We start from the raw sequence: 15,541 nt of genomic DNA on the forward strand, positions 1-15,541 counted from the left end.
CCCCGCCGCGCGGGCGACGCCGACCGCCGCCGAGCTGACACCGGCCCCCAGCGCACCGCCCACGCCGGATCGCTGCGGGTTCCGGCCGAGCCCGCTCGCGCCGCCACCCCGCCTCGCCGCGGCGACACCGGGCCGCAGCCCCTTCCCGCCGACACCGCCGCCCGGCCCCGGCGCAAGCCCCTGGCCGAAACCGGCCACGGGCACGGCCAGGCCGCCCGGCCCCGGCCCAAGCCCTTGGCCGAAACCGGCCACGGGCACGGCCATGGACACGGCCACGGCCCCGCCGCCCCCGCGTCCCGTCGTGTGCGGCTGCTCTTGATCTGGCTGCTCGCCCCGCTCGCCCTCGCCACCGTCGTCGGCATGATCGTGCTTTACCCCTGGGGCAAGGCCTCCCCGACCAGCGTCGTCCCCCAGGGCACGCCCGTGCACGCCGACATCCGCGCCACCGCCACCGGGCCGTGCCTCGCGCAGGGGCAGGTGCAGGTCGGCGACCAGTCCGACCCGAACGCGAAACCCTGCCTGACCGTCGAGCTCACCATGACCGACGGCCCCGCCACCGGGAAACCCCTGCGGCTGACCGTGCCCATCGAGCCCAGCACCCCGCGGTTCGCCGCCGGGGACGCCGTCGTGCTCGCCTACAACGGCGGGGACGCCGGCGATTCCGCCAGCTTCCAGCTCGTCGACTTCCAGCGCGGGACCCCGCTGCTCGTGCTGGCGGCGCTCTTCGCCGTCGCCGTGCTCGTGCTGGGCCGCTGGCAGGGCATCGCCGCGCTCGTCGCGCTCGGGCTGTCCTTCGTCGTCATCGCGCTGTTCATCCTCCCGGCCATCCTCGCCGGCGAGAACCCCCTGGTCGTGGCCATCGCCGGGGCCGGCGCGATCATGTTCATCGCGCTGTACCTGACCCACGGCCTCTCCGCGCGGACCTCCGCGGCCGTGCTCGGCACGCTCGTCAGCCTCGCCCTCATCGGCGTCCTGTCCGCGATCTTCTCCGCCGCCGCCTCGCTGACCGGCCTCGACGACAGCACCTCGACCCTGATCGGTTCGCTGGGCCACGGCATCGACGCGCGCGGGCTGCTGCTCGCCGGCGTCGTGATCGGGGCGCTCGGCGTGCTCGACGACGTCACCGTCACCCAGACCAGCGCGGTCTGGGAACTCCGGCGCGCCAACCCGGACCTGACCTGGCGCGAGCTGTACCACTCGGGCCTGCGGATCGGCCGGGACCACGTCGGCTCGGCGGTCAACACGCTCGTGATGGCCTACGCCGGGGCCGCGCTGCCGGTCCTGCTGTACTCGTCGATCTCCGGCGTCGGGCTCGGCGCGCTGCTCGGCAGCGAGGACATCGCGCAGGAGATCATCCGCACGCTCGCCGGCAGCGTCGGCATCGTCGCGGCCGTCCCGGTGACCACCGTCCTGGCCGCCCTGATCGCCTCACGCGAGCCCGCCGGGCACCTCAGTCCAGCGTTGCCACGAACCGGCTGACGGCTTCCATCGCGAAGCGCTGCACGTACTTGCCCGACGGCGCCACCGACGCCAGCCGGTGAAGCGGGCGCTCGGCCACGCCCGCGCCGCGCGCCTCCGCCTTCAGCTCGGCCACCAGGAGCTCGCCGAAGACGAGGCCGTTCGCCTCGGTGTTGTTCATCAGCGCGTTCGCGAGCTTCCGCAGCTGCAGGATGCCCAGCTCGCGCCCGCCCGTCCCGGAGAACACCGCGAGGTCGACCTTCGCGACCTTCCCCCGCTGCCCCGCGTTGACCAGCAGGCTCACCGTGCGGCTGCCCCGGACGTCGCCGACGACGAGGTCGAGGCGGGTGGCCGTGACCAGGTCGACCCGGCGCAGGCCCCACGTGCGCACCAGCAGCGTCGAGCCCTCCAGCCAGACGCGGCGGCGGATGCTGACCGCCATCACGTACAGCAGCGGCAGCGCGATCACCAGCGCGACGACCAGGCCGGTCACCGTGCCGCCGATCAGGCCGGCGATCCCGCCGAACGCCGCGGCGACGATCACCACGCCGATCAGGCCCGAGATCCCGCGGCGACGGCGGCCGCGCGGGTCCTCCTCGAACAGCGCAACGCGTTCGGTCACCGGCCCGCCCCCGTCCCGGCGAGGAACGGGTTGCCCGCGCGTTCCCGGCCGATCGTCGTCGCCGGGCCGTGGCCCGGCAGCACCACCGTGTCGTCCGGGAACCCGGCCAGCAGGCTCCGCAGCGCCTCCCCCACGTCCCCGCGGCCGACCGAGCCGGCGAACAGCGTGTCGCCGGTCAGCGCGAGCCTGCCGCCCTCGGGCGTCTCCAGCGCGATGACCACCGAGCCCGGGGTGTGGCCCGGCACGTGCCGCACGTCGACGTCCAGGCCCGCGAAGGTGCCGGACGTCAGCGGGACGCTGTCGCCGTCGTGGAGAGGCGCGTCGGCCGGGTGCAGGTGCAGCGGGACGCCGTGCTCGGCCGACAGCGCGGCGGCCGAAGCGACGTGGTCGGGGTGCCCGTGGGTGGCCAGCAGCGCCGCCGGGACCAGGCCGTGCTCGCCGAGCGCGGCGGCCAGCGGCGCGGCCACCTCCTGCCCCGGATCCACGACCACGCACGGCCCGCCGGCGGCCGCCGCCAGCAGGTAGCAGTTGGCCTGCAGCGGGCCGCTGCCGAACCCGACGACGAGCACCGAACGCCTCCCCGGACATCCGCGCCGGATGGCGCCGATCACGATCGGGTTGAGACTAGCGGGCCCTGTACATGGTCCTCACAGGCTGTGCCCATACACTGCCGCTACCTCAGACGTGTGACACGAGCGGAAACCTGGAGGGTACGGGGTGGCGACCAACCAGCAGCGCCGCGAAGCTGCGAAGCGCAAGCTCGAGCGGCAGCTCGAGCGCCGATTGGAGCAGCAGAAGCGACGCCGGATGATCGGGGCTGGTGTAGTCGGCGTGGCCGTCCTCGTCGTCGCCGGTGTCGTGGTGTGGATCGTGAGCGCCAACAGCGGCGACAGCACGGACACCGCGGCGTCGTCGTCTTCGGCCGCGCCGCCGCCGACCGACCTCCAGATCCCGACGCAGCGCACCGCGCTGCCGAAGCGGGCGACGGCGCTGCCGAATCCGACGACGTGCGACTTCAAGGCCGACACGACGGGCAAGGCACCGAAGAAGGTGAACCTGCCCGACGGCAAGAATGTTTCATCGACCGGCACGGTGAACGTGACGCTCAAGAGCACGGCGGGCGACATCCCGCTGACGCTCGACCGGGCGCTCGCCCCCTGCGCGGTGCAGAGCTTTGTCAGCCTCGCCGAGCAGAACTTCTACAACGACACCATGTGCCACCGGCTCGGCACCGAGGGCCTGCAGATGCTGCAGTGCGGTGACCCGTCGGCCACCGGTGACCCGACCCAGGACGGCCAGGGCGGCCCGGGCTACACGATGCCGGACGAGGCGTTCCCGGAGATCAAGTACGGCCGCGGCATCCTCGCCATGGCGAAGACGCAGGCCCCGAACTCCGGCGGCAGCCAGTTCTTCATGGTCTACGGCAACGCCGACGGCCTCCCGGCGGACTACTCGGTGTTCGGCAGCATCAGCGACGACGGCCTGAAGGTCCTCGACGCGGTGGCGAAGGCGGGCATCGCGAACCCGAACCCGCAGGACGGCACCGGAGCGCCGACCAAGCAGGTCAAGTTCACCGGAGTCACGGTCTCGTAGATTCGGCTCGAGCCACGAAGCCCGCCAGGTACGCCCTGGCGGGCTTCGTGCTGTCAGCCCGGCGGGCAGAGCCACCTTCGGCACGTCCGTGAGCCACCAGGCCCCCTGAGCGGGCTCCCGCACCGCCTTCGGCCCAGGCCGCGGCCAAGATCTGAACCCCGGCCGCGCCGGGCCCGTGTCAAGGGCAACACCGGAGACCCGCCGGGTCGCCGGGGGAAGGTGCCCACGATGGTCGAAAACCGGGTTCCCGCGGTTCGCCGCGTTCTCGGGCGGGCCGGCCAGGCCGGCTGCGCCGGTGCCCTCTTCGCCGTGCTCGCCGGCGGTCCCGCGTTCGCGCAGGCCGGTCCGCCGCCGCCGGTGAAGTACTACATCGTGCCGCACGCCGACAACCCCGACGACATCACGCTGTTCAAGATCGCCGAACGCGCGCTCGGCGACGGACAGCGCTTCCCGGAGATCTTCCGGCTGAACCAGGGCCGGTTGCGGCCGGACGGCACGCCGTTCACCGATCCCACGGCGATCGAACCCGGTCAGGTGCTCCAGCTGCCCGAGGACGCCGCGCAGGAACCGGGGGTGGAGTTCGGCCCGCTGCCGCCGGCCGCCGTCCCCGCGGCGAACCCCGCGCCGGCCGGGGAACCGTCCGGGCTCGGCGTCGGGCTCGCTTCGGCCGTGAGCGGCACCGGGGGCCTGCTGACCGGCCTGCTCGCCGGGCTCTGGTGGCGGCGCCGGCCGCGGCCGGCGGCCCCGGCCGAACCGGCGGACGAGGACTTCGGCTCCGGCTCGGTGAGCGGCACCCTGCCGCTGCCGGTCGTGGTTCCCGAACCGCGTCCGGACGTCGTCCTGCGGCCCGAGCCCGTCACCACCGAGCTGGCGATCATCGTGCTCGACGCGGCCGAGAACCAGGTGATCGCCGCGGTCCGGCCGGGCTCGCGGTTACCCTTCCGGATCGGCCCGGAGCCGGACTTCGCGGACAGCTCCACCGTGCTCGTGATCGACGGCGAGCGCGACGCGCCCTGACCCCCGCGGCGTGCGTGCCGATCACGGCTTCCGGCCGGCTCGGCGGCTCTGCGCTGAACGGATCAACCGGCCCCGGAACACTGGCCATCGGGCCGCCGGGCCCGCGATAGTCGTCTCATGACCTGGGATCCGTTCGGCACCCTCCAGAAGGCGCTGTGGATCGGCGGCGCCCCCTGGACCGGGAAGTCCACCGTCGCCCGGCTGCTGGCCGAGCGGCACGGCCTGACGACCTACCACCACGACGACCGCGCGCGCCCCGGCAACCCGCTGCCGGACGACCTCCCGGCCGGCGACCAGCTGACCGCGATGATGGCCGAGTTCGGGCACCGCTTCCGCTGCGCGCTCGACGACCTGCGCGCCCTGACGTCGCCGCGGCCGATCGTCGCCGAAGGGCGGGGACTGCGGCCGGAGCTGGTCGCGCCGCTCGTGGACTCCCCCGGCCGCATGGTGGTGCTGGTGCCGACCGAGCTGTTCCGCCAGCACCAGCTCCGGCACCGGCCGGGCGGACCGGCGATCCCCGAGCAGCGGACCCGGCTGACGCGCGACCGGATGCTCGCCGCCCACGCCGTGCGCGCGGCGCGCGACCTGGGCATCCGCGTCATCGAGATCGACGGGCGGCTCGACCCCGCCGGGGTCACCGACGTCGTCGCCGGGCACTTCCACGCGTACCTGGAGAACTGAGGGGTCAGCGGAAGGTGAAGCGCGGCGGGCGGCGCTCGAGGAACGCGGCGACGCCCTCCGCGTAGTCCTCGCCGTGCAGGGCGTCCGAGCGGATCTCCTCGACCTCGGCGTCCGGGGCTTCCTGCCCGGCGACGATCTTTTCGATGATCCGGTTCATCCCGCGGATCGACGCCTGGGAGCGCGAGCACAGCGTCTCGGCGAAGGCCAGCGTCGAGGCTTCCAGGTCATCGGCCGGGAAAACGTCGTTGAGCAGGCCGATTTCGCGGGCCCGGCCGGCGGAGATCAGCTCGCCGGACAGCAGGAAGTACCGGGCGTGGGCGGGGCCGACGAGCGACACCAGCTGGCGCGTCGAGTCGAAGTCGTAGACGATGCCGAGCTTCGCCGGGGTGATGCCGAACCGGGAACCCTCGGCGGCGAACCGGAAGTCGCAGGCGACCGAGACCTGGCAGCCGCCGCCGATGCAGTTGCCCTGGACCATTGCGATCGACGGCTTGCGCATCGCGGTCAGCGCGGCGACCGCGCCGGCGACGGCCTTGTCGTAGCTCGCCGCGCCGTCCGCCGTGGTGCGCAGGTCCCCGAACTCGCTGATGTCGGCACCGGCGGAGAAGTGCTTCCCGGCGCCGGCGATCACCAGCACCTTGAGCGCCGGATCGGCCTCCACCTCGGCCACGACGTCCGGGATCGCCGACCACATGCCGTAGGTGATGGCGTTCATCTTTTCCGGCCGGGTCAGCGTCAGGCGGGCGGCTTCGCCGTCGCGCGTCAGGTGGAATCCGTCGGTCATGAACCGCACCCTAGCCGCTCGCCCTCAGCGAAACCGGGGGTGTGTGACGCGGTCGTGCCGCTAGCTTGGGGCCATGGCGACGATCGAGATGGACGGGACGGCGTTCGGCTACGACGAAGAAGGTGAGGGGCCCGCGGTCGTGCTGCTGCACGCCGCCATCGGCGACCGGCGGATGTGGGACGCGCAGTTCACCGAGCTCGCCGGCGGCCACCGGGTGATCCGCTACGACCGCCGCGGGTTCGGCGAAACCGGCGGCGAAACCGGCGAACACGCCCACTACGAGGACCTGCTGGCCCTGCTCGACGCCCGAGGGATCGAGCAGGCCGCGCTGGTCGGGGCGTCGATGGGCGGGGCGTGCGCGCTGGACGCCGCCCTGGCCGCGCCGGAGCGGATCACCCGGCTGGTGCTGCTCGGTTCCGGGCTCACCGGGCACGCGTGGCCGGACCACATGCAGGCGGACATCGCGGCGGTGACGGCGGAAATCCTGCCCGCCGGCCGCCTCGACCGCTACCGCGCCCGCGAGGGTGACGTCGATCCGGCGGACGTGCGGGCCATGGCGGAGGCCAACATCCGGTACCTCGTCGCCGGCTCCGGGCGCGACGTCTCGGTGCTGCCGGCGGAAATGCTCGCGCTGGTGCGGGAGATGTGCGAACAGGTGTACCGGCACGACTGGACGGCTCCACAGTGGACGGAACGGATCCCGGACACCCGGCACCGGCTCGCCGAGATCACCACGCCCGCCCTGGTGGTGATCGGGACGGCGGACGCGCGCGGGCTGGTGGAGCTGTCCACGCACCTGGCGGAATCGTTGCCGCACGCGGAACTCGTCGAGCTCGCCGACACCGGCCACCTGCCGTCGATGGAACGGCCGGCCGAGGTGAACGCCCTGCTGCGGAAGTTCCTCTAGCCGAAGATCTTCTGCACCTGGTCGGAGATCTTGGCGACCAGTTCCGAGAACTGAGCCACCCCGCCCAGCAGGCCCTTGACCTTCTCCCAGCGGCTGCGCACCACCGCCGGCTCCGCGGCGTCACCCGCGCGCAGGTCGGCCGCCAGGTCGGTCAGCGTGTCCGCCAGCACCTCCTGCTTGGCCAGGTCCTGGCCGCGCACCTCGGCGGCCAGCCGGTCGACCAGCGCCAGCAGCGAAGCCACGTCGCCGCCGGCTTCGATGCCGGTCTGGGTGATGTCGCCGGCGTTGTCGCCGCCGATGCTGACCTTGTTCGTGATCCGGTGTCCCATCAGGTCTCCGTCCTGGCCGGGCGGCCGGGCGCCGCGGGCGGGCGCGGGTGCCGGCCCTGCTGCCCGGTCTGGGTGATCGGGGCGCGGTTGTCGCCCCGGATGGTGACGTCGTTGTTGATCACGACCGCCGCCTGCTCCTCGAACTTCGCCGTCGAGAACCCCGCGTCGCCGAGGCGCTTGCCGACGGCGGGCAGGAGCCGGCTTTCGATGATCTTCTCGTACCGCACGATGTCGACGAGCTGGAAGTAGTCGGCGAACCGGTTCACCGACGCGAGTTCCCGCAGGGTGCTCGCGGCGCCGTAGCGGTCCGGGTCGAGGACGCCCGGCTCGCGCTTGGGCTGCCGGATCCACGACCCGAGGTGGGCGATCCGGCCCGGCAGGCTCGCCGGCATTTCCAGCCACGCCTGCAGTCCCTGGCCGAGCGGGCGCAGCGAGTCCGGCCGCATCTTGTCCACCACGCGGTACTCCGCCCGGATCGGCGGGAGCACGAACGGCGTCCACTCGACGTACAACGTCGTGTCGTCCACGGCGACGTGCAGGAACGTGGTGAGGACCAGGTCGCGGTCCCAGGTTTCCACCTGGAAGCAGAGGTAGTAGCGCGCCCACTCCTTCGGCTCGGTCCGCAGCCGGGCGACCTCGGCCGCGGTGAGCCGGGTGAGCGGCGGCAGCTCGATGTCCGGCAGGTACGCCTCGGCTTCCGGCTCTCCCAGGTGGTCGATGAGCTCGGTGGCCGGGGTGAACACGCCCTCGGTCACGGTCAGCCCGCCCAGCCGGTGGGCGGGCGACAGCGCGGTCGCGTGCCGCAGGTTCTCGACCGCCACGCGGATCCCGTCGTACAGCGCTTCGGTGGTGAGCTCCGGCCGGCCTTCGCCGTCTTCCAGCCGCTCCAGCGGAATGGCCATCGACCACGCGTCACGCCGGAACCCGGCGCCCACGAACGGGTTGTAGCCGCGGTAGACCACCAAGGGGGCGCCCGGCGCGTCGGCGGGCCCGTCGTCTTCGCGGTAGCGGACGAGCTGGTCGCGGAAGTCTTCGGTCAGCAGCCCGGTGAGCCGGCCGCCGCCGTCCGTCGGTTCGGCGAGGCGCTTGAAGCGGGTCGTCAGCAGGTTCCACAGGGTCCAGCGCTCGATCGTCACGAGCACGAGCACGGCCACCGCGAGCAGGATGCCGATGACCGTCCGGGCGGTGTCCCCGTCCGATGACTCGTCTTCGTAGCCGTAGTCGTCGTAGTAGCGGGACGACCGGGTGCCGAACAGCTCGTCCGCGTTCGCCAGCAGCACCACGGCGATCATCACGGCGACGCCGAGCGCGACCAGCGTCCTGGTGTTGAAGGGTTTCTCCGGCGAAGCGGCGGCGTTCCTCCCCGCCCGCGCGATGACGAGCAGCACCGACAGCACGATCCAGCCGTACAGCAACGGGTTGTCCCACATCAGCCCGATGACGACGGCCATCAGCACGACGAGCGCACCGTCGTAGGTCTTCCGCCGCGCCCGTGCCCGCACGGCCTCGGTGAGCACGCGGCCCGCGTCGAGGCCCGGCGACGGCGGGACCGGCCGGGTCGGCTCGACGAGGAATTCGGTGATCGCCCGCTTGCCGTACCCGGGATCGAGGTAGGACGCGGCGCACAGGTAACGGGTCGTGTCGTCGGCCATGCCGGCCCCCTCCGTCGGGTCGGGGACCCCGGCCACCGGGCAGCGCGCTCCCCCGCAAGCTGCGGACGGTATCATGCAGGACTCGGGAAGCGGGACGGCAATTGCCGCAATTCCGGCACGCGGACGGTCAGGACAGCAGCGTCGCGGTCAGCTCGCCCCGGCTGCGCACCCCCACCTTGCCGAACACCGACGTCAGGTGGTCCTGGACCGTGTGCGCCGAGCTGGCCGACCGGCCCGCGATGTCCACAGTGGACCTTCCGGCCGGCACCTCGCGGCAGACGTCGCGCTCCCGGGCGGTGAGGCCGTAGGCGGCGAGCAGCACGCCCAGCAGCTCGATGCTTGACGCGCGGCCGACCGTCACGACCGTCTCGCCGTCGTCCTCCCCGGCCACCAACCGGCCGGCGTGCCACACGATCCACCCGCCGCGGGCGTCGCGGACGCGGGCGCGGAAGCTGCCCGTCGCCGCCGCGCGGGCCCCGGTCACCACCGCGCGCAGCAGCACCGCGAACCGACCCGGCGCGATCTCGTCCAGTTCGGACCGCCACGCCGCGGTGGCCGTCCGCTCCCGGCCGTCCGGGCCGGCCACCACGACCGCCGGCTCGGCCCGCTCCCCCGCGCCGCGGATGCGCGCGGCCACCCGCGTCGCGGCCGCCAGCGCCGGCGCGGCGGACGTCAGGAACTCCCCCTCGCGGTCGCCGAACTCGCCCCGGCGCACCAGGCCGGCGGCGCCCCACGACGTGCCGTCGACCCGGAACACCACGCGCAGCTCGTGGCCGAGCCCCAGCGGCCGCCAGACGTCGGCGAACCGGCCGCTGCGTTCGACGACCCGGCGGGGCAGGTCCGACAGCCGCGCCACGGGCACCGGCCGCCGGGCCAGCTCGGCGAAGGTGTGCGGCTGGGCGCCGTCGTATTCGCAGGTCGCCAGCAGCGGCTCGTACGCGCCGGGGACGCGGGCCCGGCCACTGGTCATCGAGCTGATCACCGCGGTGTCCGGGTCCAGCGAAGCCCAACACGTGAGGTCGGCGGGCACCACGCGCTCGACCAGCTCGATGGCGGCGGCGTGCAGCTCGGCGACGCCGAGGCCCGCCGCCGCCAGCGCGGCGACGTCCCGGCGCACCGCCTCGGCCCGGCCCTCCCACATGGACGCAGTATGCGCCGCCCGCTGCGGCGCCGGTATCCCGCTTTTCCGGGATGTCGCCGCGGCGCCGGGGTTCCTACCGTCGTCGTCCAGACCCACTTCACCGCCCCGGGCGAAGGCCCGGAACTCGACACCTCCGACGCCCGGATCACCGTCAAGGCCGGCGCGGAGGACACCGGCGGCGCCTACGAGCTCTTCGAGACGGCATCGAGCTCGTGCCGTGAACGCCGTCGCGCAGGTCCTCGCCGTGGTGGCGGTGCTGGTGCACGTGCTCGCGTTCACCTGGGAGGTACTTCTGTTCGAGCGGCCCGGCGTGCACGAGGGCATCTTCCGCATCCCGGCGGCCGACCTGCCGGCCACCCGGCTGTGGTCGTCCAACGTCGGCTTCGACAACCTGTTCCTCGCGGCCGGCCCGGCCACGGGGCTCGCCCTGCTGCACACCGGCCACGCCGACGCGGGCCGCGCGCTGGTGCTCTACTGCTGCGGATTCATGCTGCTGGCGGGGATCGCGCTCGGCGTGTCGGACGCGCTCGCCCTCAGCCGTCCCCGCGGCGCCGGCCGCACCGGCGCGCTGGCCCAGGCCCGCCCGGCACTGGGCGCGCTGCTCGCCGCGCTGTGCTAGCCGTCGAGGCGACCGACGACCTGCTCGCTCCAGCCCCGGATGACCTCGGCCTGCTCCGGCGTCAGCCGGTCGAGGACGTGCCGCCGAACGTTGGCGCCGTGGGCCCGGGTTGCGCTCTCCGCCAGGCGGCGGCCTTCGGCCGTCAGCTCGATTCCCGTGCGCCGGCCGCCCGCGCCGTCCTCGGTCCGGGCGACCAGGCCGCGCTTCTCCATGCGGGTCAGCAGGTGGGAGACGCGGCTCTTCTCCCAGCCGAGCGCGTCGGCCAGCTCGCCGACGCGCATCGGGCGGCGCAACGCCACCAGCACGCTGAACTCGGCCTTCGAGATGCCGCAGTCGCGCTGGAGGCCACGGTCGAGCTCGCGGAGGAGCAGGCGCTGCGCGCGCATCCAGGTGTCCCAGAACGCCCAGTCCTCGGGGCTCATGTCCGCCATGACCCTCAGTCTAGGCTAGAGTTGACGTATCAACTCTTGGGGAAAGGACAACCATGGACACGCTCGTACGCGGCGGCACGGTGGTCAGCATGGATTCGGCGGCCGGGACGCTCCCCCGCGGTGACGTGCTCATCCGGGACGGCCGGATCGCCGCGGTCGCGCCGGGCATCGACGCGGCCGGGGCCGAGGTCGTCGACGCCTCGGGCATGCTCGTCCTGCCCGGTTTCGTCGACACCCATCGGCACACCTGGCAGACCGCGTTTCGCGGCCTCGGCGCGCGCTGGACGTTCGGCCAGTACCGCGTCGCCGTGCACGGCACGCTCAAGCCGCACTACCGCCCGGAGGACGTCTACCTGGGCAATCTGTCCGGCCGCCTCGAAGCCCTGAACTCGGGCGTCACGACGATGCTCGACTGGTTCCACTGCGCCCGGAGCCCGGAGCACGCCGACGCCGCGATCCAGGCCCTGCGGGACGCGCCCGGCCACTCGATCTTCTGTTACGGCGCCGACGGGCCCGGCATCGCGCCGGAGATCCGGCGGGTGCGAGCTCTGCTGCCCGGCGACGAAATGGCGCTGGGCCTGCGCGGACCGGTCATCTCCACGATGGACGAAACCGCGGCGGATGTTGCGCTGGCGCGGGAACTCGGGCTGCCGGTGAGCATGCACGTCCACGGGACCGGCGGCTGGCCGCACGGCGACCGCCCGCTCGCGGGGATGCACGAGCGCGGGCTGCTCGACGACCGCACGACCGTCGTGCACGGCAACGGCCTCTCCGACGACCAGCTCGCCATGCTGGCCGACGCGGGCGGCTCGGTGTCGATCAGCCCGGACGTCGAGCTGAAGATGGGCTTCGAGCCGCCGATCACCGGGCGGGCGCTGGCCGCCGGGATCCGGCCGTCGCTGTCGGTCGACGACTGCCCGTCGGCCGGTGGCGACCTGTTCGGCGCCATGCGCACGGCGATCGCCGTCGAGCGCGCGGTCACGGCGCGGGACGTCCTCGGGTTCGCCACGATCGACGGCGCCCGGGCCTGCGGGCGCGGCGACCGGACCGGCAGCCTGACCGTGGGCAAGGACGCCGACCTCGTCCTGCTCGACGCCGAGGACCCGGCGGTCTTCCCGGTGGGCGATCCGGCCGGCACCCTCGTCAGCGCCGGGCACCCCGGCCTGGTCGACAGCGTCTTCGTCGCCGGGAGGGCGGTCAAGCGCCACGGCCGGCTGCTCGGCGTGGACCTGCCGTCGCTGCGCGCCCGGCTGCTCGCCTCCCGCGACCGGATCGCCGCGGCCGCGGGTATCGCCGTCGACGGGTCGTGGCAACCTCAGGAAGCCGACGTCACGCGGTAGACGTCGTAGACGCCTTCCACGCCGCGGACCACCTTGAGGACGTGGCCGAGGTGCTTCGGGTCGCCCATCTCGAACGAGAAGCGGCTGACCGCGACCCTGTCCCGGGACGTCGTCACCGAGGCCGACAGGATGTTGACCTTCTCGTCGGCCAGCACCTTGGTCACGTCCGAAAGCAGCCGGTGCCGGTCGAGCGCCTCGACCTGGATGGCCACCAGGAACACCGAGGACGCCGAAGGCGCCCACTCGACCTCGACCAGCCGGTCGGGCTGGGACTGCAGGTCGCCGGCGTTCGTGCAGTCCGTGCGGTGCACCGAAACGCCACCGCCGCGGGTGACGAACCCGAGGATCTCGTCGCCCGGCACCGGGGTGCAGCAGCGGGCGAGCTTCGCCCAGACGTCGCTGGCGCCCTTGACCACCACGCCGACGTCGTTGGAGCCGCGGCGGCGGGTCACCGTGGACGGCGTCGCGCGCTCGGCGAGCTCCTCCTCCGCCGCGTCGACCCCGCCGATCAGCGCGACCAGCCGCTGGACGACGTGCTTCGCGCTGGTGTGGCCCTCGCCGACCGCCGCGTACAGCGACGAGATGTCGGCGTGCCGCAGCTCGGTGGCGACCGCGCCCATCGACTCCGCGGAGACGAGCCGCTGGATCGGCAGGCCGACCTTGCGGATCTCCTTGGTGATGGCTTCCTTGCCGCCTTCGATCGCCTCGTCGCGGCGTTCCTTGGCGAACCACTGCCGGATCTTCGCGCGGGCCTTCGGCGAGCCGGCGAACTGCAGCCAGTCGCGCGACGGGCCGGCGTTCTCCGCCTTCGACGTGAAGATTTCGACGACTTCGCCGTTCTCCAGCTTGCGCTCGAGCGCGACCAGGCGGCCGTTGACGCGCGCGCCGATGCAGCGGTGGCCGACCTCGGTGTGCACGGCGTAGGCGAAGTCCACCGGCGTCGACTCGACCGGCAACGTGATCACGTCGCCCTTCGGCGTGAACACGAAGATCTCGCGCGAGGCCAGCTCGTAGCGCAGGGACTCGAGGAAGTCGCCCGGGTCCGCCGCCTCGCGCTGCCAGTCGAGGAGCTGGCGCATCCACGCCATCTCGTCGACGTCCATCGCGTTGCCGTTGTGCGTGCCCTTGGTTTCCTTGTACCGCCAGTGCGCGGCGATGCCGTACTCGGCGGTGCGGTGCATCTCGTAGGTGCGGATCTGCACTTCGAGGGGCTTGCCGTCCGGGCCGATCACCGTCGTGTGCAGCGACTGGTAGACGCCGAACCGCGGCTGGGCGATGTAGTCCTTGAACCGGCCGGGCACCGGCTGCCACAGCGCGTGCACGACACCCATCGCCGCGTAGCAGTCGCGGACGTCCTCGACCAGGATCCGGACGCCGACCAGGTCGTGGATGTCGTCCAGGTCGCGGCCGCGGACGATCATCTTCTGGTGGATCGAGTAGTAGTGCTTCGGCCGGCCCTCGACCTTCGCGGTGATCCGCGAGGAGACGAGGTTGCTGGTCAGATCGGTGATGACCGAGCGCAGGTAGATGTCGCGCGAGGGCGCGCGGTCGGCGACCAGGCGGACGATCTCGTCGTACTTCTTGGGCTGCAGGATGGCGAACGCCAGGTCCTCCAGCTCCCACTTGACCGTGGCCATGCCGAGCCGGTGGGCCAGCGGCGCGAGGACTTCGAGAGTCTCGCGGGCCTTGCGGGCCTGCTTCTCCGGCGGCAGGAAACGCATGGTGCGCATGTTGTGCAGCCGGTCGGCGAGCTTGATGACCAGCACCCGGGGATCCTTGGCCATCGCGATGACCATCTTGCGGATGGTCTCGGCCTCGGCGGAGGAGCCGAGCTGCACCTTGTCCAGCTTCGTGACGCCGTCGACCAGCTCGGCGACCTTGTCGCCGAAGTCGGCCTTCAGGCTCTCGACGGCGTAGCCGGTGTCCTCGACCGTGTCGTGCAGCAGCGCCGCGACGAGCGTGGTCGTGTCCATGCCCAGCTCGGCGAGGATGGTGGCGACGGCCAGCGGGTGGGTGATGTACGGGTCGCCGGACTTGCGCCGCTGGTTGCGGTGCAGCTCCTCGGCGACGTCGTAGGCGCGCTGGAGCAGGCCGAGGTCGCCGTTGGGGTGGAGCTCGCGGTGGATGACGGCCAGGGGTTCGAGGACCTGCTTGACCGGGGCGGCGCGCTGGGCGGTGATCCGCCGGGCGAGGCGGGCCCGGACGCGGCGGGTCGCGGACGGGTTCGGCGCCGCGCCGTTCGGCTTCGGCGACGCGGGCTGTGCCGCCGCCTGCCCGTTCTGCTGGGCACCCTGCTTCGCGGGCACCGCGGCGTCGAGCTCCTGGCTCACCCGCACCTCCTGCTGCTCGTGCGGCCTTCGGACCACCAGAGTAGCCGTTGCGCCTCGCAGCCTTGTCGGGTGCGCCCGTTCAGGGGGATGTGGCCGCCGCCACCAGCCGTTCTCCGCTCAGCAGACCTGCAGGGCGTGGACCTTGCGGTCGCCGAGGATCCGGCGGCCGCCGAGGGCGGCCAGTTCCAGGACCACCGACACGCTGTCGACCACCGCGCCCGCGTCCTCCAGGAGCTTGCCCGTGGCCGCCACCGTGCCGCCCGTGGCCAGGACGTCGTCGAGGACCGCGATGCGGTGGCCCGGCCGGACCACGCCGGCCGGGAGCTCCACCGTCGCGGTGCCGTACTCCAGGGCGTAGTCGACGCGGCCCGCCACGGCCGGCAGCTTGCCGGGCTTGCGGATCAGGACCACGCCCAGGCCGCGGGCGTACCCGACGGCCGCGGCGAGGAGGAACCCGCGGGCCTCCACGCCGGCGAGCAGCTCGACTTTCGCGTCGAGCGTGCCCGCCAGCGCGTCGGTCACCGCTTTGAACGCACCCGCGTCCGCGAAGAGCGGGCTCAGGTCGCGGAACAGCACGCCGGGCTCGGGGAAGTCCGGCACCTCGGCGATCAGGCCGAGGGCGTCGTCGAGCTGCACG

At 73.2% G+C, this 15,541-nt stretch carries 16 protein-coding genes; 7 read left to right on the forward strand and 9 right to left on the reverse strand.

The window, feature by feature from the left end:
• On the forward strand, positions 1–1,479 hold a 1,479-nt coding region (locus C2L59_RS38765; RefSeq protein ID WP_233223928.1), incomplete at its 5' end, for a YibE/F family protein.
• On the opposite strand, the gene C2L59_RS38770 is transcribed toward C2L59_RS38765, so the two are convergent.
• Together C2L59_RS38770 and C2L59_RS38775 are read right to left on the reverse strand one after the other, a co-directional pair.
• Complete coding sequence (locus C2L59_RS38770; RefSeq protein ID WP_103354578.1) at positions 1,451–2,080, reverse strand: hypothetical protein; 630 nt, start codon at positions 2,078–2,080, stop codon at positions 1,451–1,453. The genes C2L59_RS38765 and C2L59_RS38770 overlap by 29 nt on opposite strands.
• Positions 2,077–2,649: an MBL fold metallo-hydrolase gene (locus tag C2L59_RS38775; RefSeq protein ID WP_103354579.1), complete on the reverse strand. Its 573-nt coding sequence runs from the start codon at positions 2,647–2,649 to the stop codon at positions 2,077–2,079. Before C2L59_RS38775 ends, C2L59_RS38770 begins: the two co-directional genes overlap by 4 nt.
• Before the next feature lie 148 nt (positions 2,650–2,797).
• Between C2L59_RS38775 and C2L59_RS38780 the strand changes: the two genes are divergently transcribed.
• From C2L59_RS38780 to C2L59_RS38790, 3 genes are all read left to right on the forward strand, one after another.
• Entirely contained in the window at positions 2,798–3,673 is an 876-nt protein-coding gene (locus C2L59_RS38780; RefSeq protein WP_103354580.1) for a peptidylprolyl isomerase, read from the forward strand.
• Between the two features lie 228 nt (positions 3,674–3,901).
• Positions 3,902–4,690, forward strand: a complete 789-nt coding sequence (locus C2L59_RS38785; protein WP_103354581.1) for a LysM peptidoglycan-binding domain-containing protein — start codon at positions 3,902–3,904, stop codon at positions 4,688–4,690.
• Positions 4,691–4,807: 117 nt separating this feature from the next.
• Positions 4,808–5,371 (forward strand): hypothetical protein, encoded by a 564-nt coding sequence (locus tag C2L59_RS38790; RefSeq protein WP_103354582.1) that lies wholly within the window; start codon positions 4,808–4,810, stop codon positions 5,369–5,371.
• Positions 5,372–5,375: 4 nt separating this feature from the next.
• On the opposite strand, the gene C2L59_RS38795 is transcribed toward C2L59_RS38790, so the two are convergent.
• Complete coding sequence (locus tag C2L59_RS38795) at positions 5,376–6,155, reverse strand: enoyl-CoA hydratase/isomerase family protein (RefSeq protein ID WP_199199506.1); 780 nt, start codon at positions 6,153–6,155, stop codon at positions 5,376–5,378.
• A 73-nt stretch (positions 6,156–6,228) separates the two neighbouring features.
• Here C2L59_RS38795 and C2L59_RS38800 point away from each other — a divergent pair, with 73 nt between their 5' ends.
• Positions 6,229–7,062: an alpha/beta fold hydrolase gene (locus C2L59_RS38800; RefSeq protein WP_103354584.1), complete on the forward strand. Its 834-nt coding sequence runs from the start codon at positions 6,229–6,231 to the stop codon at positions 7,060–7,062.
• Here C2L59_RS38800 and C2L59_RS38805 read toward each other — a convergent pair.
• The 3 genes from C2L59_RS38805 to C2L59_RS38815 all read right to left on the reverse strand — a co-directional run bounded on the left by C2L59_RS38805 (position 7,059) and on the right by C2L59_RS38815 (position 10,184).
• Positions 7,059–7,391, reverse strand: a complete 333-nt coding sequence (locus C2L59_RS38805) for a hypothetical protein (protein WP_103354585.1) — start codon at positions 7,389–7,391, stop codon at positions 7,059–7,061. The genes C2L59_RS38800 and C2L59_RS38805 overlap by 4 nt on opposite strands.
• Positions 7,391–9,043 carry a hypothetical protein gene (locus C2L59_RS38810; protein ID WP_146060486.1) on the reverse strand — a complete coding sequence of 551 codons (1,653 nt, stop codon included), beginning with the start codon at positions 9,041–9,043 and terminating at the stop codon, positions 7,391–7,393. The genes C2L59_RS38805 and C2L59_RS38810 overlap by 1 nt, the downstream gene beginning before the upstream one ends.
• Before the next feature lie 127 nt (positions 9,044–9,170).
• Entirely contained in the window at positions 9,171–10,184 is a 1,014-nt protein-coding gene (locus tag C2L59_RS38815) for a helix-turn-helix transcriptional regulator (RefSeq protein ID WP_103354587.1), read from the reverse strand.
• Between the two features lie 217 nt (positions 10,185–10,401).
• Here C2L59_RS38815 and C2L59_RS38825 point away from each other — a divergent pair, with 217 nt between their 5' ends.
• Positions 10,402–10,803 (forward strand): DUF1304 domain-containing protein, encoded by a 402-nt coding sequence (locus C2L59_RS38825; RefSeq protein WP_103354588.1) that lies wholly within the window; start codon positions 10,402–10,404, stop codon positions 10,801–10,803.
• On the opposite strand, the gene C2L59_RS38830 is transcribed toward C2L59_RS38825, so the two are convergent.
• The gene (locus C2L59_RS38830; RefSeq protein WP_103354589.1) at positions 10,800–11,234 is read right to left on the reverse strand and encodes a MarR family winged helix-turn-helix transcriptional regulator; all 435 of its coding nucleotides are present in this window, start codon (positions 11,232–11,234) and stop codon (positions 10,800–10,802) included. The genes C2L59_RS38825 and C2L59_RS38830 overlap by 4 nt on opposite strands.
• Positions 11,235–11,287: 53 nt before the next feature.
• On the opposite strand from C2L59_RS38830, the gene C2L59_RS38835 reads away from it, so the two are divergent.
• Positions 11,288–12,574: an amidohydrolase family protein gene (locus C2L59_RS38835; RefSeq protein WP_103354590.1), complete on the forward strand. Its 1,287-nt coding sequence runs from the start codon at positions 11,288–11,290 to the stop codon at positions 12,572–12,574.
• Here the strand turns inward: C2L59_RS38835 and C2L59_RS38840 are convergent.
• Positions 12,550–14,904 (reverse strand): bifunctional (p)ppGpp synthetase/guanosine-3',5'-bis(diphosphate) 3'-pyrophosphohydrolase, encoded by a 2,355-nt coding sequence (locus tag C2L59_RS38840; protein WP_103354591.1) that lies wholly within the window; start codon positions 14,902–14,904, stop codon positions 12,550–12,552. The genes C2L59_RS38835 and C2L59_RS38840 overlap by 25 nt on opposite strands.
• A gap of 117 nt (positions 14,905–15,021) precedes the next feature.
• Positions 15,022–15,540: an adenine phosphoribosyltransferase gene (locus C2L59_RS38845; protein WP_103354592.1), complete on the reverse strand. Its 519-nt coding sequence runs from the start codon at positions 15,538–15,540 to the stop codon at positions 15,022–15,024.
• Between the last annotated feature and the right edge of the window lies 1 nt (position 15,541).

This window comes from Amycolatopsis sp. CA-128772, from assembly GCF_002904295.1.
Lineage (GTDB): Bacteria > Actinomycetota > Actinomycetes > Mycobacteriales > Pseudonocardiaceae > Amycolatopsis.